The sequence below is a fragment of the Chryseolinea sp. H1M3-3 genome, assembly GCF_029360725.1.
GTDB lineage: Bacteria > Bacteroidota > Bacteroidia > Cytophagales > Cyclobacteriaceae > Chryseolinea.
This window is the reverse complement of the sequence record NZ_JARKMY010000002.1, coordinates 65,435-87,821: the sequence shown is the minus strand read 5'-3', so window position 1 is coordinate 87,821 and position 22,387 is coordinate 65,435. Positions and strand designations below refer to the sequence as shown.

The following is a 22,387-nucleotide window of genomic DNA, read 5'->3' as shown; positions in this document are numbered from 1 at the left end:
ACCCTTTTCAAGTCCTAGAAATCAATTTCAACATACCCTTGTGATGGTATTTTTTCTTGTCCATGGAGGAGCGCTGGTCTCCACCGTGGACCTTCTTTCAGTAAACGAACTGCTTCATGATCACACTCCGGTGACAGTCCTTGAATGATAACATAATTCCATGTCGACCCATCAATCCCCACTGTAAATGTCAGCTTTACTTTACCGTGGGATGGTTTATAGAAAGGTTCGCGCTTATTTTGGGTGATGTATTTTTTAAAAGCAGGCATACCCTTCTCCGGAAAAGGATATTCGCTTAAATAATCGTACACATAACGCCGGCCATCCAAGTCCTCCGAAACACCATGGATCAACCGATTATCACGATATTGTTCTTTATAATAAGGCCTTCCATTACGATGAAATCCATACCACAATCCCTCTTTTCTTCCGTTTTTATATCGTCCCTCTTCGGCCAATTGACCAGACGAATACCATCGTTTTGCGTTACCGTTCCCGTTAACCACTTGCGGGTTACCAAGTGAATCAAACACGGTAGCGGTGAAAATCTGATCTCCATAAAATACCTCACTTTCAAGGGAACCATTCCAATGGAAATTTTCCCATTTACCTACCGGTTGTTCCTTATCATATCTACCGGCAGATTCATAGGTGTGATGGTCCGAGTAGTAAATAAAAATTCCATCCTTCATATCTTTGGAATATTTTCCTTTCATCTGTATATCGCCATTCTTATAATAATCTATCGCAACACCTTGCCAACGTCCCAATGAATCCTTTTGGCCGATGCGATAATATTTGGCAGCATTAATGTCGCTGGTTTCTTTCCAATGTTCGTCATAGTAAACGCGCGCCGGCTCCAAGAGCGCGTTATGAGATGCTATCGTATCCTCCAACTCTTGCTGCGTTTCAATTATCTTATAATTGAGCACGTAAGTTAGTTCAGGAAGAGACCGAAATTTCCCATTTACGATTTCCAGGCTATCGTAGTAAACATATGATTCACGTTCTATCTGCTTGATTCTATAAAACGTTTCCTGTCTGCGCAGCTGAATGTAATCTCTTAAAATTGCTGTATCGGCACTGAGCTGAAACGGTATCTTGTTAATGGCATTTAAAGATGAAGCAATCGAATCCCATACAGGTATCATCGCATTCAAACTATCCTTTAATTCGCTATTTGTTGTTACATTTTTATAAAGCTCATCCGTATGATCTTCTGCTTTTAATACACGCTGAAATATCTGATAGTATCTCAACTGGTCCTTAGGCAATACAAACAACGTACTAGCCAACAGCACCAGCAAAAGTGCCAGGTATTTTTTCTTGATAAACCAGCGTAACCGAAAATGAAGTGCAGCTAAGAACAGTCCGCCGACAAAGCCACCGATATGACCTGCCATGTCTACACTTACACTTGTAGCGATAAATGCGTTGATCACCACAAATACAACAAAGTTTAGAAAGATGCTGAGCAGCTTCTGCCGGTCATGAAAATTTCCTATAACCTCTGCACCTAAACGATACCCGAACAATCCAAATAGAGCGCCCGATGCACCCGCGCTTGGGGTATATAGATTGAATAACAAACTGGCAAGTCCGGCAGCAATGCCGCAGAAAAAATAAACCAATAAAAATCTCGTGGTCCCCAAGGCAGGTTCCAGCAAGGTTCCCAATACATACAGCGCATACATGTTTACCAGGAGATGGATGATCCCGAAATGCAGAAACATGGAAGTGATGATTCGCCAAGGCTGGCCTCCAAGGGTAAATGGATTAAGATTTGCCCCGGCGTTCAGAATAGCCAATACATCATGGCTGCTATTCATCATTAAACTTTGTTGTTGCAAAGCCAGCCAGCCGAAAGCCAGCACGTTAATTCCAATAAGAATGTATGTTGAAATAGCGGTTTTTCCCATGGATCGATTTGCTCACTTACTGAAACACCCCAGCGTGACTTAGGTTTTAAAACGGTGTTAGCCGAAATTTATTAATCTACGTTGAATAAACTTCATGAAAGTTTCGAACTTTCGGCAGATATATGTGATCCTTAATTAATACTATGATAAGCTTTTATCCGGGCCCTTCACGCGTTTACAATGAAATTCCCAGTTACGTTAAAGATGCTTTCAAAGCTGGCATCATGAGCATTAATCACCGCAGTGAAGCATTTGTAGAAATGTCGGAAAAGACAATTTTACTTTTAAAGCAAAGACTTGAAATCCCAAAAAATTATACGGTGTTTTTTACAAGCTCAGCAACCGAATGTTGGGAAATCATTGCGCAGTCGCTGATTACAGATAAAAGCTACCATCTCTACAACGGGGCGTTTGGACAAAAATGGTATGATTATACCAAACGACTTCATCCTTTGGCATTTCCATTGCCTTTTGATGTTAATGAAAAATTGGATCCGAAAAACTTAATTCTCGAGCAGCGTGACGGTATCATTTGCTTAACCCAAAACGAAACCTCGAATGGAACGCAGGTCTCCAATAATATTATTAAATCAATTAAAAAAAATAATCCTTCCTACCTTTTGGCCATTGATGCAACATCATCAATGGCAGGCATTCAGCTTGATTTTAAATCCGCTGATGTGTGGTTTGCATCCGTTCAAAAATGTTTCGGACTTCCGGCAGGACTAGGCCTACTCATTTGTTCTCCTCAAGCAATTCAGCGCGCGACTGTCATCGGTGAAAAAAATCATTACAACAGCCTGACGTTTATGATTGAAATGATGGCTAAATGGCAAACGTCATGCACACCAAATGTGTTGGGAATTTATTTACTGATGCGCGTGCTGGAAAATAGTCCATCAATAGAAGAGGTTCATAAAGAAATCATGGGACGATATCATGCATGGATAGATTTCTTTTCTGCTGCGACTAACTTAAAACATTTAGTTTCGAGACAGGATGTTCAATCATACACCGTGGTTCCAGTCACCAGTTCGGACTTGCTCCTTCAAAAAATAAAAACAGCAGCAAAACAACAAGGAATATTGTTAGGAGAAGGCTATGGATCCTGGAAAACTTCTTCCCTGCGCATCGCCAACTTCCCCGCTATAGAAAAAGACGAAATCGGGAAACTCATGCGATTCCTTAAAAAATTCTAACAGCTACAGCGCTGGGATCTAGCAAAAGGCGACGCTTATATCTACATCGAACGCAGCTTCACAACATGAACATTTCATTACTGAAGGAGGAGCCACCTGATTCTGCCGCATCACTAAAATTTGACTTGAGTTGCTAAAACCATCGAATCACAACGCTGCTGTGGAATTTCAATCCATCTTCCACAACGGGATAATTATAATGTATTTTTCAACTTAAACTAGGGATATACTAACCAGGTTTTACCCAGGCCCACAGTCACCGGCAAGTCCAGCGATGAAACAAAACTTAAGTTAAATGAAGACGGAAGATATTGGTTTCAGACAACACGAATCCCATGAAGATGTCGGCCCTAAGTCCGGCATTTTTATTTAGCTTTGGCTTATGATTGATTTCAAAGAAATCTTCTCGGTCACACTGATTCTGTTTTCTGTTATAGACATACTAGGATCAATTCCCGTCGTCATTGGTATCCTCAAACGGGAAGGAAGAATTCAGGCTGAGCGAGCGACGATCATTTCCGCCTTGCTTATGGTAAGCTTCCTTTACCTTGGCCAATCGATATTAAACCTATTTGGCCTTGACGTAGCTTCATTTGCTGTGGCAGGTGCAATTGTAATTTTTATTGTTGCCATGGAAATGATTTTAGGAATAACATTGATTAAAGACGATCCTCAGGCACGCGGCTCAAGTTCTATTGTCCCCCTTGCCTTCCCACTCATTGCAGGGGCAGGTACATTAACTACTATACTTTCACTCCGCGTGGTATACGATGAACTCAACATCCTTATCGGCATTTTGCTCAACCTCGTTTTTGTTTACATCGTGTTACGTTCCTCGTCATGGTTGGAGCGCGTAATTGGCAACTCGGGGTTTGCTGTATTAAGAAGGGTATTCGGCGTAATACTGTTGGCCATCGGTGTAAAAATTTTTAAAACAAACGTATTTCCCGGATGATTCGAATTTTCACTGATGGTGCAGCGCAAGGCAACCCTGGACCTGGTGGCTATGGAGTTGTAATGAAGTATAAGGATGCCGTAAAAGAGCTTTCGGAAGGTTTTCGTTTAACCACCAACAACCGGATGGAATTACTCGCCGTTATCAAGGGGCTGGAAGCAATAAAAAAAGATGGCATTCCCATCACCATTTATTCTGACTCAAAGTATGTCGTTGAAGCTGTTGAAAAAGGGTGGATCTGGGGTTGGCAGAAAAAGAATTTTGCAAAAAAGGCAAATGCGGATTTGTGGCAGCGTTATATTCCGCTTCACCAAAAATTGAAACCTAAGTTCGTCTGGATCAGAGGCCACGCCGGACATCCGGAAAATGAACGGTGTGATTACCTGGCGGTGAAAGCAGCTCAAAGCTATACGCTACTGGTAGATCAATGGTACGAACAAAACAAGAATAATTCTGCCGCCGAATAGTGCTACATCTCTTTTTCAATTACACTAATTCCAAGGGTCCTTAGTTCTTCCAATATCGGGTCATACAATTCTTTTTTTATTGGGAGCACAACACCTCGTTGTTTGATTTTTCCCTGTAGTAATAGCTTCGTTGCAATTGCCAGCGGTAAACCCACAGTTTTTGACATCCCCGTTTGAGTTTCATTCTCTCCAGCCGTAGTGAAACTGGCAGTGACAACTTTTTTTATTCCGTTTTGCAGGTAGCCAAACCGATGCCACATCACAATGAAATCCTTATCGCCTTTCGTTAATTTCCATTTCTTGTTTAAGATATGCTCCAATAGCTGTGCGGGAGTTCCTTCTGATAATCCGATTTTCTCATCGCTAAATAATCCACTCCAATGCAGGCGACGCATTTCATCTCCCTGAAGATCTATGCTTAATGTTGTGCATAGTTTCTCCTCCACGGTTAAATCAACCTTATGATCAAGAAAAGAATTTAAGTAATCGCGATGGGTCATCTGCTGTACACCTTCCATTTTATATGTGTCGTCGCAGCAACCTAACTGCACAAATACATTCCAGGCACTGCAGTAACCAGCATTGCGCAAGGTCCCTCTTATCATAGTCTTAATATCGTGCAAGCCATACGTTGTTAGATATTTTAATGAATCCCTGTTGGGGTATCCTTCATAGCGAGTGCCCGATACATCAATAGGTGTAACGCGTTTAAAAAGTTGTTGATAGGGAATGTACTTATATTGACCTTCCATTAAAAACTTCGCAGTTCCCTGCCCTGCCAGTACCACATTCCGGGGGTTCCATGTAAACTTGTACCGCCATGGATTTTCCGGGTCTGTTTCCGGCGCGATAAGACCTCCGGTAAAAGATTCAAAGGATGTAAGTATTCCCCCATTACTTTTAATTTTATCAATCACCTGCATGGCACTCATGTGGTCTATACCCGGATCGAGCCCGCATTCATTTAAAAACAATAAGTTGTTTGCCGTAGCCTCATGATGCAAAGCATTGATCTGGTCAGATACGTAACTGGCGTTTAAAAAATGTTTCTTCATAGCGATGCAGTGCTTCGCTACCAGCGGATGAAGACTTGCCGGTAATAACGAAATAACTACATCGGCCCTTTCAATTGCTTCCTCGCTCCGGGACGTTTCATTTATATTAAACTGAATCGGTTTTCCCTCAGCGTATGACCCTATCCTTTCCCTGGCGGCCTCCAAAGAAATATCTCCTACTATAATTTGCCAATCATTTAACGAAGCGTGCTGTAGCAGATAATCAATCAATGCAGAAGAAGAACGGCCAGCACCAACTATCAATATTGTTTTCATGTTTTATCTGAATATAAGTTAACCTTAATCGTTAAAGGTGAAAAGTTGTTTGAATAACTTTTAACTTTTAGCTTTTAAACGCTCATTACATGAACGACTTTACAATTTTAGAAAATCCAAACGACCTGGACGAAGAATCGAGATGGTTAATGGAGAAGGCGAAAGAATCGCTCCCATCTGCCTATGCACCCTATTCAAACTTCAGGGTTGCAACTGCTGTGCTTTTAGAGGATGGTTCCATCATTACAGGCACGAACCAGGAGAATGCCGCCTACCCTTCTGGAATGTGCGCCGAACGTGTCGCCCTGTTCACCGTTGCCTCTCAACATCCAGGTAAGAAAATTAAGAAACTGCTGGTACTGGCCAGGCTAGGCGATCAACTTGAATTGTCCCCCGCGACGAGTTGTGGCCCGTGCCGACAGGTAATGTTGGAGTTTGAACAACGGCAGCGCCAACCATTTCAAGTTGTCATGCAAAATCAGCAACATCGTTGGGTAAAGGCACCTTCAGCCGAGTCCCTGCTTCCCTTTTGTTTCTCCAACGAAAGTTTGCAAGTAAGGAAATGAGCATTTCTTGATTTTCGCAGTCATCTTAATTTCCCTTATTTGTGATCATGAAGTATCTAAAAAATAAATCATTGAAGCAGCTGGCCATTTATAGCCTGGCGTTAATGACGTTTATTTTCATAGCTCAATATTTTGGAGTACGATACCAGATCCACACCCTGGAGGAAGCAGAAAGAAAAATAGATTTCGCACGAAATATTCAAATCGGCACACAGCAAATAGCCCTTCAATTGCAACTCCTTGCTCAAGGAAATTTGCAGGTCGCAAGTGAAATATCAACTAAGATTGAAAGTCAGGATTATCAGCTTGGGATCTTATCGCGCGGCGGACGTATTGATGGAACCTCCTTTTTCCTGGACCCATTACCGCGTTTGCCACAAATTACGTTTGAAAATCTTCAAAAAAGCTGGACACAATATAAAGAGAGTATTCTTGCTTCCCTGCCTCAAAACAACGATGCTGTGAAAGTAGACAGTGCTGCTTCCCCGAGGGCTAGTGTCTCTAAGGTGATTCAGGAAGGAAGGTGGCTTTCGCTGTCTGACTGGCTCAATAAACTCGTAGCTGACCTGGAAGAAGAGGTGGAAAACAGACAAGAGGCCGTGTTTCAATGGATTATATTGTTTACGCTGTTTGATATCCTGTTGCTTGGTCTGCTGGCGTACGGTTTTCACAAAAGGGTTCTCCAACCAGTTCATCTTTTGGAAACCAATATCATCAATCATACACACACGGTTGAGTTTAACAAAGATGAAATTGGCAAAGTAACGCACGAGGTCAACGAAATAATTGAAAACCTGAAGGACGCCACTGATTTTGTGACCTCCATTGGAGAGGGTAAGCTCGACATAGAATATCAAAAATCTTCCGACAACAAATATTCGCCTGGCAAAAATAAGTTAGCAGATTCTCTGATTTTAATGCAGGAGAAACTGAAAGCTATGAATGAAACCGAGCGAAGGCGTCAGTGGGCTAACGAAGGTCTTACAAAGTTTGTTGAGATCATGCGTTCATCCAATGACAACCTGAGCACATTAGGTGATTCAGTGATTTCAGCATTGGTACAATACACCAATTCTAATCAGGGTGGATTGTATATTCTGAACGACGAAGATCCGAATAACAAATACCTGGAATTGATTTCTCTTTTTGCCTTTGATATTAAGAAATATACGCAGCAAAAAATTAAACTTGGTGAAGGCTTATTAGGGCAGACTTTCCTCGAGAAAGAGACTACCCACCTTACCAACATGCCTGACGAATATATACGCATCACGTCAGGCCTAGGCGATGCTGCACCGAAAGCATTACTGCTGTTTCCGTTAAAAGTTGATAAGGAGGCCTATGGAATCATAGAGCTAGCCTCGTTCCAGGAATATCAGCAACATGAGATTGAATTCGTAGAGAAGTTAGGCGAGTCAATTGCCGCCACGCTGGCATCAGTACGTGCTGCCCAAAAGAATCGTCAGCTGATTGAACAGTTCCAACAGCAAACTGAAGAGATGCGGGCACAAGAAGAAGAAATGCGACAGAATATGGAGGAACTCCAGGCCACCCAGGAAGAGGTAGCACGCAAAGAGCAAGCTTACCTTCGTCGTATTCAGGACTTGGAAAACCAACTAAAAAATTCTGATGCCGGAGAACTCGAAATAATACGCGAGGGTGCCGAGCGCACAGAACGCGAACTTCGTGCGAAAGTTGAAGAACTTACGGTGCAGCTATCAAAAATACCGGCTCGTGCCGACGATTGGGCTGTAGCTGAAGACATCGAAAGAACGCTGAGGATTAATCTCGAAGCTATCCAAATCACTCAGAATGAACTGGATCGTAAAGCTCGCCAATAGTTGTCGTCGCTGATAGAGATCAAGATCCACTTGCCTTAAACATTCCATTCCCATCCTGCCTGGACATCCTTCCAAAAAGGACAAAAACTTCTATTTCCAGTAAATTATTACGTGCCTTCGAACGGCGTTTTAATCAAAATATCAAGCATATCTCTTATTAGAACGCGTGTAAGGTTTCTCATCTATATACACCTGTCCAGTTTTAGGAAGAAACTAATTTTGGTTCTTTCAAAAGACAAGCATGTTGGATATTGACATTAATGACCTTAAACGAATTTCGGAGCTGATCTATCAGAAGTATAATTACGATTTTCGGAATTACGCGATGTCGTCCTTTAAGAGACGTGTTCTTAGGATCATGGAATTAAAAAAACTTACGGTTGACACGCTTATCAAAAAACTAAATGACAATCCGGCTTTTATCAATGAGTTCTTAGACGAGCTTACCGTCAATGTTACTGAAATGTTTCGCGACCCCAGCTTCTGGAGAATTATGCGCGAAGAAATAATTCCTGCCATCATGCTTAACCACAAGCAATTTAAGATATGGCATGCCGGCTGTGCTTCGGGTGAAGAAGTTCTTTCGATGAGCATTATGCTTAAGGAAATGGGCATACTTCAGGACGTTACAATGATTGCCACAGACCTGGACGTAAATATTTTAGAAAGGGCGAAGTCAGGCGTTTATCCGCTGAAGAACATGGAATTGAATGAAAAGAATTACATCCGCTTTCAGGGTACTGGTTCATTCAAAGATTACTATCGTGAAGAGAATGGAATGGCCGTGTTCCCGAAAGAACTTCTTATGAACGTTTCTTTCCGTCGTCATGATCTGGTGCTGGGAGATGTCTTTAACAAGTTTGATTTGATACTCTGTAGGAACGTGATGATATACTTTAACCAGTCCTTGCAAAACGAAGTGTTGAAGAAATTCCATGAGAGCTTGTTTAAATATGGATACCTGGCCATTGGTTCGAAAGAATCCTTGATTTGGTGTGACTATTCAAACCGCTTTATCGTGGTGAATAATGAAGAAAAGATTTATAAAAAAATAAAGGATTAGGAGAGTTGTCTTTTGACGAATGAAAAACTTCAACCTAAGTAACAGCTATAAAGCCGTTGTTATCGGTGGGTCAGCAGGCAGCTTCCAGGGTGTGGTGAAAATCCTGGCGCAGTTGCCCAAAGGCTTCCCGTTACCAATTATCATGTGCTTGCACCGGCTTAAGCATGTGCGAAATGGTTTCGTTGAAGCGCTTTCGATCAAAAGTGTAGTACAGGTAACTGAGCCTAATGACAAAGAGACAATTAAAAAAGGAAATGTATACCTGGCTCCGGCCAACTATCACATGTCCGTTGAACTAGGGAATCATTTTGCATTATCAACAGAAGAAATGATAAATAACTCAAGACCATCAATTGATATCACGCTGGGTACTTGCGCTTTTGCTTATAAAGACAAACTTATCGGGATTCTGCTCTCAGGAGCGAACAAAGATGGCGCTGTAGGCATGAAAAATATACACGAACGTGGTGGACTTACAATCGTGCAGGAACCTACGGAATGCATGATCGATACCATGCCACGCAGTGCACTGGCTGTCACAAAGATTGACCATGTATTAAAGGTGGATCAAATTGTACAATTTTTAAAAGAATTAGACAATCAATACCGATGATTAGGATACTAAAAAATCACTACAAGGTAAGCCTGACCCTGGCTACATTTTTTATTCTAGGGATGGCGGCATCGCTGTTTGCGATTTACTCGTTACCATCGAGTTTACATCTGTCCGACGGCTATCAGCCAGAATTTATAAACGTATATGTAGTCATCGCCATTACCTTTTTGCTCGGTGGGTTAGGACTCGTGCTGGCGCTGCGCTACAAAAAGGAAGTGGTGATCTTCCGCGATCGCGCCATTGAAGCTGCCGCTGCCAAAAAACAGGAAGCAGATAAAGGTAAAACGACGATCAGCCTCGAGGGAGTAAATGCCAGCCTTGATCACGCAAAAACCAAAAAAGAAATATTAGAAGCCGGACTGGCAACAATTTGCAAACAAATAGAAGCTGGTCAAGGCGCAATCTATACGGCGAATGAAAAAGATGGAAAACGGACGGTGGAGTTACAAGGTGGTTATGCCTTGAGCATCGCGGAAAGCACGACAATCAGTTATGAATTCGGCGAAGGACTGATCGGACAGGCGGCAGCGAGTGGCCAGTCGCTATATGTTGACGATGTGCCCGAGGGATACATCAAGATTGTTTCAGGGTTAGGCAGCGCATCACCTAAGAATCTTTTAATTGTTGCGCTCAAACACGAAGGCCAGGTATTAGGTGTGATGGAAATAGCATCGTTCACACCGATCAGTGAAGACCAACGAAAATTTACAGAGGAATCAGCACAGCTTATTGCTGATAAGATTTACACTAAAGCATCTTAGCGTCAAAGCATATGATGAAAAGTATTAACATTAGTACCAAATTAACAGTCTTAATTTTAGCTGTTTCCCTTATAGCCGTAGCGGCAATAAGTTTCTTTAGTTATGACTATCATCTTAAGTCAAACCAGGAAAAGTTTGCTACCAACCTGTCGGTAATAGCCGATAATCAAACCGCATATTTTAATTCCTACTTTGAAAAGGCTGAACGCGCTATTCAGTTCTTACAAGCCTCCGAGAAATTAAAAGCAAGTTTAGCGGGTGGCGAAAGCACAGGCGGCGGAATGGATCTGATGATGCCTCCGATCGGCAACGAAGTGCCTACGGATTCTGCAAGTGAAATTGAACCAGCAGGCGATCCGTTAGTGGATTACTTAAACCAGGTCAAAGCAACGCTGGAGGTCTCACAAATTATAATCACTTCAGGAACCGGTGGTATTAAGGCGTCTACCGATCCTTCCATAAAAGGTAGTATCGTTGATCCCGACGGTGTCACTTTTGACCGCGCAAGGAGTGGAATTTATTTCGCACCTATTCAACGCGATAAAACCGATAAAAAATATTTTACCTATGTTGTGGGTTCTACGGTGGACAACAATGGCGGACAACACCTGCTTCATGTGAAACTGGATTTGGATCCAGCCTACCGTATCCTAAAAAATTACTATGGACTTGGTGAAACCGGCGAAGTAATATTGGCTCGCCAGGATGTCATTTCTAAAAAAATTGCCCTGGTAAGCCCGTTGCGAAATGACCCCTCCGCAGCAATCCAACTTCGAGATCCAAAAGATAAATTTGCAACGTCTATCGCACCTGTCTTCGAAGGCAAGAACATGCTGGGCAAAGGAGAAGATTATCGGGGTGCAACTGTGCTCCAGGCATCCCGCAAGATTGAAGGTCCGGATCTCGCGCTGGTTGCGAAAATTGATTTGGACGAAGCTAACGGAAAAGCATCGGAGTTAGTCAAAACGTTTACTTATGCCGGACTCTGCGTCGCAGCACTTGCCACATTGGCGGCCATGCTCTTTGCACGTTCATTTACGCAGCCATTGTACAGCATGCGAAATACCCTTAGCCTGGTTTCTCAAGGTGTTTTACCCGAAGCAACAGCAGAAAAAAGCAGCGATGAATTTGGTCAGATGAGTGAGAAGGTTGATGAACTGGTAAAGACATTAAAAGGAAGTGCCGATTTCGCACAACGCATTGGTGAAGGCAAATATGATACAGCCTACAAGCCCGCGAGTGAAAATGACATCTTAGGTATGTCGCTGATAAACATGCGTAACAACCTCATTGAAAACGAACGCCTGGACAAGGAAAGAAACTGGATTGTCAGAGGTGTTGCCGAGATCAGTGAAATTCTGAGAATGCATGATTCCATCGATGCACTTGGCGATGATGTGATCAAGTTCATTCTTGAAAAAATTGGCGCGATACAAGGTGCTTTTTACATTGTCAATGATGACAATGCAAATATGCCCCCCGTTATCGAGATGCGTGCCAGCTATGCATATACCCGTAAAAAGTATTTAAAATCGAAATTCAAATTTGCAGAAGGTTTGGTTGGCCAGGCTGCAGCAGAAAAAGATATCGTTCTTCGCACTGAGATTCCTGACGAATATGTAACCATAACCTCTGGTATTCTTGGCGACCAGCGTCCGAAATGTATTCTCATTGTGCCACTGATAACCAACGAAGAGGTATACGGTGTACTCGAGTTTGCCGGCTTCCGCACATTCGATCCTTCACAGGTAAAATTTGTTCAGGAACTTTCGTTGATCCTTGCACGAACCATATTCAATATCAAGGTAAATGAACGTACCCGCCGATTGCTGGGCGAATCGCAGCAAATGAGTAACGAGCTAAAAGAAAAGCAGGAAGTTCTTCGTCAGAATGCAGAAGAGATGCAAGCAACCCAAGAAGAATTGAAACGCTCAAACCAAAAACTCGAGGAACAAATCGAAGAAGTAAACCGCACCCAGAAACGGATGCAGCTTCTTCTTGAAAATGCTTCCGAGGTTATCACCATATACGAAGAAGATGAAAGCATCCGATACATTTCTCCTTCCGTAGAATCCATTCTTGGATACGGACAAAAAGAAATGATTGGCAAGAGCGACATAGACAAGGTACATCCTGACCATCGCGAAACGTTCAGAGAGCTTTTCCAAAAAATGAAAGCAAACCCTGACGAAAGAATAACAGTACAATACGAGTATCGCGCTAAAGATGGAACATTTATCTGGATTGAATCCACCGGAACAAACTGCATGTCCAATCAGGCAATACACGGATTTATCTTAAACTCGCGCGATATCACGGAAAAAAGAAGGGCTGAACAGGAGCAACGGATGCGAAGTAAGATGCAGGCACTCTCTGAAAATTCGCTCGACTTGATTACACGACTTGAAGGTGAATCGATCTCATACATCAATCCGGTTATTGAAGAATATACTGGACAAAAACCTGCATTCTTCCTGAACCGGAAAGTACAGGAATCGGAACTTGACACATCTGTACTTGAAGGGTGGTTAAAGGTTGTGGAAGCGGTAAATGCAACAAATGAAAAAGCTTCTACTGAAATGGATTTCCCTTCCGCGATGGGGAAACGCATCATGCAGGTAAATGCGATTCCGGAATTTGATGAAGCAAACAAACTTGAGTCTGTGCTTGTGGTATCCCATGATATTACTGAGCGCAAAATGATTGAGCTTGAAATTCAGAATAAGAATAAAAAGATCACAGAAAGTATCAACTACGCAAAACGCATTCAAAACGCCATTTTGCCTAACAGTCGGGTGATCAGCAAAGCGCTGCCTGATTCATTCATCTTATACAAACCGCGCGATGTGGTCAGCGGTGACTTTCCATGGTTCGTTCAGATGAAAGACGAAATTTTCATTGCCGCCGTAGACTGTACAGGTCACGGTGTCCCTGGAGCGCTTTTATCGTTGATTGGATACTTCTTGTTGAATGATATTGTGCGTAGCCGTAAAGTTACAGAGCCCGGCAAAATTCTAGACATGCTGGACGAAGGTGTAACAACTACCCTACGCCAGGACGAAGACGCAACCACCAAAGACGGTATGGACATCGCGCTGTGTAAAATCAATTTATCTAAGCGAGAGGTAGAATATGCAGGGGCACACCGACCATTGTATATTATGAAGAATGGTGTGATGGATGAAGTTAAGGGAAATAAATTCCCTATCGGCGGAGGTATTTTTAAGAACCAAACTAACTTTACCAATACCAAAATTAAATTGGAAGAAGGCGATTCGATTTACTTCAGTTCAGACGGATTCCCCGATCAGTTTGGTGGTAACGATGGAAGAAAATTCGGACCAAGGCGTGTACGCGAAATCATCGACCAGGTGCATAAGTTAAAGATGCCGGAAGCAATGAATGTTTTTGATCAGGAGTGGGAAGCATGGCGAGGCACAACGAAGCAAACAGACGACGTGTTATTAATTGGTATTAAATTCTAGACTTAAACCAATCCTCCTGAATTTTTTTGCAGGTGGGTTTTAAATGATAAAACTTATATCTTAGTGAACCACAAAAATTTAATCTAATCTTCAGACACATGAATTTTATTTATGACCTGCACCGAACCATGATGTCGCAGAACTTGATTCTGGTGTATCAGGGTGATTTTACTCAAGAGAGTACAAAATCCATTCTCTCTATGGCAGAGCGAAACCTTGATTCTTCCGGAGAAGATTCTAGCATCAAACGCAAGGTGTTCAACGTTATGGTGGAGGCACTGCAAAATATCGTTAAGCACAGCGACGAACTCATCGATGGAGAAATGCGCAGTCACGCTGCTATCTTCCTCATCGGCAAAGAGGCAAACCGTTACAGCATAATGTCCGGAAATCCAGTACGGAAAGCCAACGTTGCAGGCCTGCATAAGAAGCTTGACCAGATCAATGCGCTCGACAAAGACGGCTTGAAAGAACTTTACAAGGAAATTATTAAAAACACGACGATCTCCGACAAAGGTGGCGCTGGATTAGGTTTTGTGGATATGGCCAGAAAGTCGGGAGGTAAGTTGGAATTTGAATTCCCTGAGATGTCTGCAGAATATTGCTTCTTCTGCTTAAAGGTTAACGTGCCTAGAGAAACTGAATAATTGTATAGATAAAAAATTAAAATTGACTTATCCCATGGAAATTTTAAATCTTGAAGGAACTGAAGATACTCCAAAAATAATTCTTGATAAGAAGAATGGAATTTTTGAAATCTCAGGCCGTTCACTGCCGGAAGATTCTGCCGAATTCTACCGGCCAGTACTCGAGTGGATCGAGAAGTATGGAAAAGATCCTAATCCTAATACCGAATTTGTTTTTAAACTCGAGTATTTCAATACGGCATCTTCAAAACTGATCCTGGATGTACTATCATCTTTGGAAGACATTAAAGCAATGAAAATCCTCTGGTATTTTCATGAAGATGATGAGGATATGGAGGAAGCCGGTCAGGAATTTTCCGAACTGGTTGAAATACCATTTGAGTTTAAAACTTACTGATTTCACAACAGTCATAGAGAATCGGTTATCAGCCATTTGGGTGGATCTCCATTAACGATTTAGAGTGGCCGGTAACCGATATTTTTTTAGTATGTATAAAATCACATTGCATCTATGAGTGAAGAAATACTCAAAGCCCTCACCCAACTTTTTGCAATTATTACCAAACAGGATGGAGGCGTAACTGAAAGGGAAAGACAGTTTGTAATAAACTTTTTTCAAACAGAACTCGATCAGGATTCCATCAAAGAGTACCTTGAGCTTTATGATCAGTTTTCAGAGTATGGAAAAGAGGAAGGGAAAGCCAGGCTGACGTCTGTTAAAGATTCGGTAAAAACACTCGGGATATGTAAGAAGATTAATAAAACCCTTACGCAAAAGCAGAAGGTTGTTGTATTAATTAAGTTGCTTGAGCTGGTAGGGACAGATAAAAATTTTACACCACAACGGATGGAGATCATCAACACAGTCTCCACTGTATTTAATATTCTCCAATACGAATATCAACTGATCGAGGGATTTGTGATCTCTGAGGATGCAAGATCACTCAATTATGTTGACATCCTTCTTTTAGATAAAGACCACAGCGCAGAAGAAAATAAAATCTATAAACATGTGCATGGTCACATTGAAGGAAGCCTCATCTTCATGCGTGTCCAAAGTGTCGACATGTACTTCACAAAATATTTAGGTGAAGAATCGAACATGCTCAATGGTTTCCCGATGCAACCAAACCGGGTGTATCTGTTCTCTCATGGCAGCACGATTAAAACGCAGGCCGGCGATGCCCTGTACTACAGTGATCTCGTAGCTAACTTTAATGAAGAGTTAAAGACTGCAAAGTTGTCTTTTAACGTCATCATCGATGAACTTAAATTCAAAAATGGTGGTATCGGTCTTCGCCACGTTGGTATCTCAGAAGGACCGGGAAAGCTAATCGGTATCATGGGCGCCAGCGGTGCAGGTAAAACTACGCTGCTCAACGTCATGGCTGGACTTGTTCCTCCTACGCAGGGACAAATTCTTGTCAATGGGTTTGACATCAACACTCAGAAAGATAAAATTCATGGGGTTATAGGATATGTGTCACAGGATGATCTCCTGATCGAAGAACTCACAGTATATCAAAATCTATATTACAACGCCAAATTATGTTTTGCTTCCTTTACTGAAGAGCAAATACATAAACGTGTTATGGAAGTATTGGAAAACCTGGGACTGGATCAACGTAAGGATCTTCCCGTAGGTAATCCGTTAGATAAAACAATCAGTGGCGGGCAACGCAAACGATTAAACATTGCCCTGGAATTGATTCGTGAACCAGCTATTCTGTTTTTAGACGAGCCAACGTCCGGTTTATCGTCAAGGGATTCGGAAAACGTCATAGACTTATTAAAAGAGCTTTCTCTCAAGGGAAAACTGATCTTTGTTGTTATCCATCAGCCATCGTCAGACATTTACAAAATGTTCGATAAGATGATCATCATGGACACGGGTGGATATCCAGCGTACTATGGCCCTCCGGTTGAAGCTGTCACCTATTTCAAAAAGTCGACTCATCAGGTAGACAGTAACCGCGGACAATGTGAAACCTGTGGTAATGTAAATCCTGAACAGATCTTTAACATTATCGAAGCAAAAGTTGTGGATGAATACGGACAGCCCACAAATAAACGAAAGATTTCCCCTCCGCAATGGTATGAACTGTATAAGTCACATTTCAAGGTAGGACGGGTTGAAGACATCAAAGAACAACCTCCTCAGTCCCTTAGCCTTCCCAATAAAATTAAGCAGACTGTTATTTTTGCTACCCGTGATACGCTGTCAAAATTAAGCAACAAGCAATACCTGCTCATTAATTTATTAGAAGCACCCCTCCTGGCGATAATCCTGGCAGTTATCATAAAATATAAAAGCGCGCCAGGCGGACAGGAATACATGTTCCGCTTTAATGAAAACTTTCCTGCATTTTTGCTCATGAGTATCATCGTAGCACTCTTTATGGGTCTTACGGTGAGCGCTGAAGAAATCATACGCGACAGAAAAATTCTACGCCGCGAGTCCTTTCTGAACTTAAGCTGGAATAGCTACCTCATGTCCAAGATTACGATACTTTTCGTGCTTTCGGCAATACAGACATTTTCATTTGTCGTTATTGGCATCTTAATACTGGAAATGGAATGGGCTATGTTGTTACCGTTTTGGTTTGTATTATTTTCAACGTCATGCTTTGCAAGTGTTTTAGGCTTGAATATTTCTTCGGCATTCAATTCGGCGGTAACAGTTTATGTAATGATCCCTTTGCTTCTTATTCCGCAAATGATACTCAGCGGATTGTTATTTAGCTTCGATAAACTTAACAGCGTGATCAGTACAAAAGGAAAAGTACCGGTCATTGCCGACATGATGGCGTCACGCTGGGCCTATGAGGCCTTGGTAGTAGATCAATTTGTCAACAATAAATACGAGAAACCATTTTACTCCTACGAAAAGATCGAAAGTCAGGCCGACTTCCATGCATCTTTCTTAGCGAATGAACTTGAAAAAAAGCGCAAGTACATTGCAGACAATAAGGATGAAAAAAATGATTCGATTCGTGCCATTGTGAACAAAGACATCGCCATCATTCAAAGTAGTATTCGGGACGGTTTCTTTAAAAGAGGATTAGAGAACGAATTGAACACACCATGGACCGTTGAAAAATTCACGCCAGCGTTTAGTGCCAAGCTGGAAGAATTCCTTGCAGCTTATCGAAAGTTCTACCAGGATGCTTATAATAGAGTGGTGGCTACACGCGAAGGAGAAATGGTAAAGATGGAGAAAGAAAGAAAAAATTATTCCTTAAATGATATTAAGAATCGTTATTACAATGAAAGTTTGGCAGACCTGGTAAAGAATGTATCAGAAAAAGAAAGGATTATTGAGTATCAGGGTAGACTGTATCAGCAGATCAATCCGATTTTCGTAGACCCGAGACCGAAAGGACCCCTGGACTACCGCGCGCATTTTTTTGCTCCACAGAAAAATCTGCTGGGCGCAATGGTAAGTACCTTTCTGTTTAATAACCTTGTTATATGGGTGATGACGATTATACTGTATGGTACATTGTATTTTGAGTTACTTCGAAAATTAGTTAACTCCTTTGAGATGCCCAGTAAGTTGACCTTACCCGGAATGGGGCAGTCGAAAAAGGAATAAAGCATCTGCGTAATTTTTTAGCTGGATATGCTGAATTTTTAATTTTATAAACGAATAATTTTATATCTATGAGAATTGTAATTATTGGGCTTATCCTCGCGCTCTTTACGGCCTGCGGATCCGAAAAAAAATCGGATGAGCAGGCATTTTTGGAGGGCCTGGACACCACTAAGATCGAAGGCCCGTCAATATCGGAAGGCGTCATTGGAGATATTCTTCAGCGAATTCCAAGCCCATTGGAGATTTCCGTACTCTTAAAAGAGTCAGGAAAAAAGTATAACTCCAGTTACCTCAACTCCCCAGACAATATTTCAAAATATAACAGCAACTACAAGAAGGCCCTCAACCTTGGTGTTTATGGTACCGACTTGGGTTACACAAATATTTATGAGCAAAATCAAGATGGCGTGAAATACATGTCGTCCATCAAGACGTTAGCGGATGGTCTTAACATCGGACAGTTTTTCGACATCGAAACCATCGGGCGTCTGGCAACAAACAGCAAGAACCTTGACTCACTTCTGCTCATCACAACACAAAACTTTAACAGCATCAACCATTATCTTCAGTCGCAAAATCGCTCCAACTTAAGCGTTCTGTTTTTGACTGGCGGATGGGTTGAAGCACTGAATATTCTATGTGAAGTAGCCGCAGCGAATCCTTCAAACAAAGAACTTCAGGAGACGATCGGCGAGCAGAAAATAATCCTTGAAAACATCATGCTTCTCCTTTCTTTTTATAAGGACTCGGATCAGAATATGGCATCATTGTTGACCGACATGGAGGAGCTGAAAAAGCTCTATGATAAAGTAAACATCACCTACACGTACAGCGAATCAACTTTCGAAATAGTGGATGGTGTTATGGTGATTAAGGACAATAGCTCAAGTACGATTCAAATAACACAAGAGGATATTGCCAGCATTAAAGCCCTCACTTCAAGTATTAGAAATAAGATAATAAGCTAAGATAAAAGGAACCTATGAAAAAGTTAATTATCATTGTTCTATCTGTTTTCGTACTAAGTACTTTAGATGTAATAGGGCAATGCAACTCTGAATCTTTGAGCACTGCATGCATTCCGAAATTATCCACTGGCTTTAACTTTTTGAAAAGTTATAAAATTGAGAAGGGTGGAAAAGACTATGTTGAATATTCTTATGTGTTCACAAAAGGTACTCAATACATGATCAACATCTGTGCTAACCCACAGCCTACTGACGGAATTATCGTAAGCTTATATGATTCTAACCGGAATAAAGTTGCAACTAGTAAAGTAAACGGACAATACATTTCCGCTATTGCTTATCCATGTAACACCACTGGGATATATTATATACAATATACCTTCGACGGTTCTACCTCCTACTGCGGCGGTAGTGCCTTAGGATTTAAGCGTTAAGATTTTAGTACCCCTCAACCAATAAGGCCTCTTTACAGAGGCCTTTTTTTATTCTAACCATTCGGTGGCGACTTCTTAGGGTCATAAAAAAAATTCCCTTACCTATGAGGTCACGCCTGTAATATGATTGGGTTTAGCGAAACAAAACTGAGTTGTGTAAAGACATATACTGGCTGCCTCACTTTACTAATTGTTCATCATCTCATCTTTTGCCCGGATATCGAATCGCGACCATATTGAGCCTTCAATGAAAAGAAATGATTTAGCTTCTCTTCACCAAGGTACTACTTGCCTGTGCGGAAGGGAAAACAGTGATGTCTGCGAGAACAACGTGTGGCGCACACGTGAGCGTAAATAAAATGATGTTGGCGATATCTTCTCCCTTAAGCGGCTCAATTCCTTTGTAGACCTGTGCCGATTTTTCTTCGTTCCCTTTAAACCTCACTAGAGAAAATTCTGTTTCGACTAATCCCGGGTTTATTGAAGTGACTTTTATATTGAAGGGATTTAAATCCAATCGCATTCCTTTGGTTAGGGCATCAACGGCAAATTTGCTGGCACAATAAACATTTCCATTAGGATAAACTTCTTTCCCTGCGATGGATCCGAGGTTAATGATATGTCCCGCTTTACGCGCCGTCATTCCAGGAATTACCTCACGCGATACATATAGCAAACCTTTTACATTAATGTCGATCATCGCTTCCCAATCTTCCAAACTTCCGGATTGAATTGGGTCCAGCCCATGTGCATTACCTGCGTTATTAATTAACACATCAATTGCCTTCCACCCCACCGGAAGTGAGTCTATGGCGCGCTTAACGTCTGGCTGATTCCGAACATCAAAAGAAAGGGTGGTTACCGCTGTTAAAGGAGAAAGCTCAGCCTGCAGTTTTTCCAAACGTTCCTGCCTTCTTCCACAAATGATAAGTTTAAAATTATGGTGTGCCAGAAGCCTTGCAGTAGCTTCACCGATACCTGAGGTTGCACCAGTTATCAAAACGATTCTGCCAGTCATGTTCTTTTATGATTATGCTCTGGCGAAAATACAACAGTTATTATTGGAACAGAAGATATAATGTAATTGTGTTCGTGTTAACACGTTGTAACGGTTGGCCAAATTCATTGGTGCGATTGCCCAGCATGTCAACGATGCCACGAGAGAATCTGATTTCAGGAGAAAACTTGAACAGGGGGTAATATAAATCGAAACCAAAACCAGCCTCCAAGTTCAAGTGTGTTTCTTTAATCTCCAGCGAGGGTTTCGTCTGATCCACATTCTTTTTTCCGGATGCTTCAATTCCAGGCTTGATTCCGCCGATCATATACATCCGAATATTTCCCCTTCGTTCGGATTTATATTTTAACAGAATCGGAAACTCAACAACGGTATTCTCGACGGACTCATCGATGGGAGGATCATTGGTAAACTGATAGCGAATTTTGTTTTCATAGAAGGCTACTTCCGGCGTAAGACGAAGATCCAAAAATTCCGTAAGACGATAATTAACAATAAATCCTAAGGAAAATCCCTGTGACCAACTTGGAAGCACCGCAGATACGGTATCCAGGTCACGCGTAACAAACTTATCGGAGTATTTAATTTGAAAAATGGAAGAATGAATTCCAATCAGAAAACCATAGGTGAACTTCCGGTTATCATAGTTCGGATTATTCTTTTCCACCCAACGCGTTTTTTGCGCCTCACTTTGCAAAGCGCATATCATCAATACGCCTATAGCAATTATTTTGTACCGATGTATATGGAGCTTATTCCAAATGTAAGTGAACTGCATTGTGTGTTTTTAAATCCGACATCGTGCAAGATGTGAAGAAAATCTTCGCCATCGGGGAAAGCTTCAACTGACTTAGGCAAGTATGTATAAGCTGCTTTATCATTCGATACAATGGACCCAATACGGGGTAAAATATACCTGAAATAGATGCTATAAATCTGCTTAAATGGAAACTTTGAAGGTTTTGAGAACTCCAGGATAACAACCATTCCACCTGGTCTCAATACACGTCGAATTTCACTTAGTCCCCTTTTCAGATCTTCAAAGTTCCGCACTCCAAAAGCAACGGTTACAGCATCGAATTTATTTTGTGCAAAGGGGATTTTTTCCGAATCACCCTGAATCAATTCAATTTTGGACCCTAAATTTTTAGCCGATATTTTTTTTCGGCCAATCTCCAGCATGCCTTCGGAGATGTCTATACCAATAATTTTTTCTGGATTTAACTCCAACGCCTGCAAAGCAAATTCGCCGGTACCAGTAGCGACATCGAGAATTTTCGAAGGCTTTAACTCCTTTAAGACACTGATCGCCTTTTTCCTCCAAATCTTGTCAATGCCAAGACTCAGAAGGTTGTTTAGAAAATCATAACGGTGACTAATGTTATTAAACATTTTTGCCACCTGCGCTTTTTTTGAAAGAGACTCTTTGTAAGGAACTACATCCATTTTCTCGGGTTTACCCGTTAAAACAAGGCCGAAGGTAAGTGGTTTGATTTAACAAAAGAAATGCTGCTTGGCAATG

Annotated in this window: 19 protein-coding genes; 14 read left to right on the top strand and 5 right to left on the bottom strand. The window is 41.7% G+C overall.

Annotated elements, in window-relative coordinates; translation table 11 throughout:
- Window positions 1-14: 14 nt before the first annotated feature.
- Window positions 15-1,919: a rhomboid family intramembrane serine protease gene (locus P2W71_RS07740; protein WP_276369254.1), complete on the bottom strand. Its 1,905-nt coding sequence runs from the start codon at window positions 1,917-1,919 to the stop codon at window positions 15-17.
- A gap of 143 nt (window positions 1,920-2,062) precedes the next feature.
- On the opposite strand from P2W71_RS07740, the gene P2W71_RS07735 reads away from it, so the two are divergent.
- From P2W71_RS07735 to rnhA, 3 genes are all read left to right on the top strand, one after another.
- Window positions 2,063-3,118: an aminotransferase class V-fold PLP-dependent enzyme gene (locus P2W71_RS07735; RefSeq protein WP_276369252.1), complete on the top strand. Its 1,056-nt coding sequence runs from the start codon at window positions 2,063-2,065 to the stop codon at window positions 3,116-3,118.
- 382 nt (window positions 3,119-3,500) lie between these two features.
- Window positions 3,501-4,073 carry a MarC family protein gene (locus P2W71_RS07730; RefSeq protein WP_276369250.1) on the top strand — a complete coding sequence of 191 codons (573 nt, stop codon included), beginning with the start codon at window positions 3,501-3,503 and terminating at the stop codon, window positions 4,071-4,073.
- The gene (gene rnhA / locus P2W71_RS07725; RefSeq protein ID WP_276369248.1) at window positions 4,070-4,540 is read left to right on the top strand and encodes a ribonuclease HI; all 471 of its coding nucleotides are present in this window, start codon (window positions 4,070-4,072) and stop codon (window positions 4,538-4,540) included. Before P2W71_RS07730 ends, rnhA begins: the two co-directional genes overlap by 4 nt.
- 2 nt (window positions 4,541-4,542) lie before the next feature.
- Here the strand turns inward: rnhA and P2W71_RS07720 are convergent, their stop codons facing one another.
- A complete protein-coding gene (locus P2W71_RS07720) occupies window positions 4,543-5,871 on the bottom strand; it encodes a saccharopine dehydrogenase C-terminal domain-containing protein (protein ID WP_276369245.1) in 1,329 nt (442 codons plus the stop codon).
- Between the two features lie 89 nt (window positions 5,872-5,960).
- Here P2W71_RS07720 and cdd point away from each other — a divergent pair, with 89 nt between their 5' ends.
- From cdd to P2W71_RS07665, 11 genes are all read left to right on the top strand, one after another.
- On the top strand, window positions 5,961-6,437 hold the full coding sequence (gene cdd / locus P2W71_RS07715) for a cytidine deaminase (RefSeq protein ID WP_276369243.1): 477 nt from the start codon (window positions 5,961-5,963) through the stop codon (window positions 6,435-6,437).
- A 47-nt stretch (window positions 6,438-6,484) separates the two neighbouring features.
- Complete coding sequence (locus P2W71_RS07710) at window positions 6,485-8,278, top strand: GAF domain-containing protein (RefSeq protein ID WP_276369241.1); 1,794 nt, start codon at window positions 6,485-6,487, stop codon at window positions 8,276-8,278.
- A 241-nt stretch (window positions 8,279-8,519) separates the two neighbouring features.
- A complete protein-coding gene (locus P2W71_RS07705) occupies window positions 8,520-9,341 on the top strand; it encodes a protein-glutamate O-methyltransferase CheR (protein WP_276369240.1) in 822 nt (273 codons plus the stop codon).
- A gap of 19 nt (window positions 9,342-9,360) precedes the next feature.
- The gene (locus P2W71_RS07700; RefSeq protein ID WP_276369238.1) at window positions 9,361-9,954 is read left to right on the top strand and encodes a chemotaxis protein CheB; all 594 of its coding nucleotides are present in this window, start codon (window positions 9,361-9,363) and stop codon (window positions 9,952-9,954) included.
- Entirely contained in the window at window positions 9,951-10,718 is a 768-nt protein-coding gene (locus P2W71_RS07695) for a GAF domain-containing protein (protein ID WP_276369236.1), read from the top strand. Before P2W71_RS07700 ends, P2W71_RS07695 begins: the two co-directional genes overlap by 4 nt.
- Before the next feature lie 11 nt (window positions 10,719-10,729).
- Window positions 10,730-14,203: a PAS domain S-box protein gene (locus tag P2W71_RS07690; RefSeq protein ID WP_276369234.1), complete on the top strand. Its 3,474-nt coding sequence runs from the start codon at window positions 10,730-10,732 to the stop codon at window positions 14,201-14,203.
- A 98-nt stretch (window positions 14,204-14,301) separates the two neighbouring features.
- Entirely contained in the window at window positions 14,302-14,850 is a 549-nt protein-coding gene (locus P2W71_RS07685; RefSeq protein ID WP_276369231.1) for a SiaB family protein kinase, read from the top strand.
- 34 nt (window positions 14,851-14,884) lie between these two features.
- Window positions 14,885-15,247, top strand: a complete 363-nt coding sequence (locus P2W71_RS07680) for a DUF1987 domain-containing protein (protein ID WP_276369229.1) — start codon at window positions 14,885-14,887, stop codon at window positions 15,245-15,247.
- Window positions 15,248-15,361: 114 nt separating this feature from the next.
- Window positions 15,362-18,445 carry an ATP-binding cassette domain-containing protein gene (locus P2W71_RS07675; RefSeq protein WP_276369227.1) on the top strand — a complete coding sequence of 1,028 codons (3,084 nt, stop codon included), beginning with the start codon at window positions 15,362-15,364 and terminating at the stop codon, window positions 18,443-18,445.
- 68 nt (window positions 18,446-18,513) lie between these two features.
- Window positions 18,514-19,413, top strand: a complete 900-nt coding sequence (locus P2W71_RS07670) for a hypothetical protein (RefSeq protein ID WP_276369225.1) — start codon at window positions 18,514-18,516, stop codon at window positions 19,411-19,413.
- 14 nt (window positions 19,414-19,427) lie between these two features.
- A complete protein-coding gene (locus tag P2W71_RS07665) occupies window positions 19,428-19,847 on the top strand; it encodes a hypothetical protein (protein ID WP_276369223.1) in 420 nt (139 codons plus the stop codon).
- Between the two features lie 262 nt (window positions 19,848-20,109).
- Here P2W71_RS07665 and P2W71_RS07660 read toward each other — a convergent pair whose 3' ends face one another.
- The 3 genes from P2W71_RS07660 to ubiE are packed head-to-tail and all read right to left on the bottom strand — an operon-like array spanning window position 20,110 to window position 22,311.
- The gene (locus P2W71_RS07660; RefSeq protein WP_276369221.1) at window positions 20,110-20,865 is read right to left on the bottom strand and encodes an SDR family NAD(P)-dependent oxidoreductase; all 756 of its coding nucleotides are present in this window, start codon (window positions 20,863-20,865) and stop codon (window positions 20,110-20,112) included.
- Window positions 20,866-20,905: 40 nt separating this feature from the next.
- Window positions 20,906-21,643 carry a porin family protein gene (locus tag P2W71_RS07655; protein WP_276369218.1) on the bottom strand — a complete coding sequence of 246 codons (738 nt, stop codon included), beginning with the start codon at window positions 21,641-21,643 and terminating at the stop codon, window positions 20,906-20,908.
- Window positions 21,592-22,311, bottom strand: a complete 720-nt coding sequence (ubiE, locus tag P2W71_RS07650; RefSeq protein ID WP_276369216.1) for a bifunctional demethylmenaquinone methyltransferase/2-methoxy-6-polyprenyl-1,4-benzoquinol methylase UbiE — start codon at window positions 22,309-22,311, stop codon at window positions 21,592-21,594. The genes P2W71_RS07655 and ubiE overlap by 52 nt, the downstream gene beginning before the upstream one ends.
- Between the last annotated feature and the right edge of the window lie 76 nt (window positions 22,312-22,387).

Bases quoted from the DNA above. Each gene is read 5' to 3' on its own strand.
- P2W71_RS07740 (WP_276369254.1), bottom strand. From the start codon at position 1,919: ATGGGAAAAACCGCTATTTCAACATACATTCTTATTGGAATTAACGTG.
- P2W71_RS07735 (WP_276369252.1), top strand. From the start codon at position 2,063: ATGATAAGCTTTTATCCGGGCCCTTCACGCGTTTACAATGAAATTCCC.
- P2W71_RS07730 (WP_276369250.1), top strand. From the start codon at position 3,501: ATGATTGATTTCAAAGAAATCTTCTCGGTCACACTGATTCTGTTTTCT.
- rnhA (WP_276369248.1), top strand. From the start codon at position 4,070: ATGATTCGAATTTTCACTGATGGTGCAGCGCAAGGCAACCCTGGACCT.
- P2W71_RS07720 (WP_276369245.1), bottom strand. From the start codon at position 5,871: ATGAAAACAATATTGATAGTTGGTGCTGGCCGTTCTTCTTCTGCATTG.
- cdd (WP_276369243.1), top strand. From the start codon at position 5,961: ATGAACGACTTTACAATTTTAGAAAATCCAAACGACCTGGACGAAGAA.
- P2W71_RS07710 (WP_276369241.1), top strand. From the start codon at position 6,485: ATGAAGTATCTAAAAAATAAATCATTGAAGCAGCTGGCCATTTATAGC.
- P2W71_RS07705 (WP_276369240.1), top strand. From the start codon at position 8,520: ATGTTGGATATTGACATTAATGACCTTAAACGAATTTCGGAGCTGATC.
- P2W71_RS07700 (WP_276369238.1), top strand. From the start codon at position 9,361: ATGAAAAACTTCAACCTAAGTAACAGCTATAAAGCCGTTGTTATCGGT.
- P2W71_RS07695 (WP_276369236.1), top strand. From the start codon at position 9,951: ATGATTAGGATACTAAAAAATCACTACAAGGTAAGCCTGACCCTGGCT.
- P2W71_RS07690 (WP_276369234.1), top strand. From the start codon at position 10,730: ATGATGAAAAGTATTAACATTAGTACCAAATTAACAGTCTTAATTTTA.
- P2W71_RS07685 (WP_276369231.1), top strand. From the start codon at position 14,302: ATGAATTTTATTTATGACCTGCACCGAACCATGATGTCGCAGAACTTG.
- P2W71_RS07680 (WP_276369229.1), top strand. From the start codon at position 14,885: ATGGAAATTTTAAATCTTGAAGGAACTGAAGATACTCCAAAAATAATT.
- P2W71_RS07675 (WP_276369227.1), top strand. From the start codon at position 15,362: ATGAGTGAAGAAATACTCAAAGCCCTCACCCAACTTTTTGCAATTATT.
- P2W71_RS07670 (WP_276369225.1), top strand. From the start codon at position 18,514: ATGAGAATTGTAATTATTGGGCTTATCCTCGCGCTCTTTACGGCCTGC.
- P2W71_RS07665 (WP_276369223.1), top strand. From the start codon at position 19,428: ATGAAAAAGTTAATTATCATTGTTCTATCTGTTTTCGTACTAAGTACT.
- P2W71_RS07660 (WP_276369221.1), bottom strand. From the start codon at position 20,865: ATGACTGGCAGAATCGTTTTGATAACTGGTGCAACCTCAGGTATCGGT.
- P2W71_RS07655 (WP_276369218.1), bottom strand. From the start codon at position 21,643: ATGCAGTTCACTTACATTTGGAATAAGCTCCATATACATCGGTACAAA.
- ubiE (WP_276369216.1), bottom strand. From the start codon at position 22,311: ATGGATGTAGTTCCTTACAAAGAGTCTCTTTCAAAAAAAGCGCAGGTG.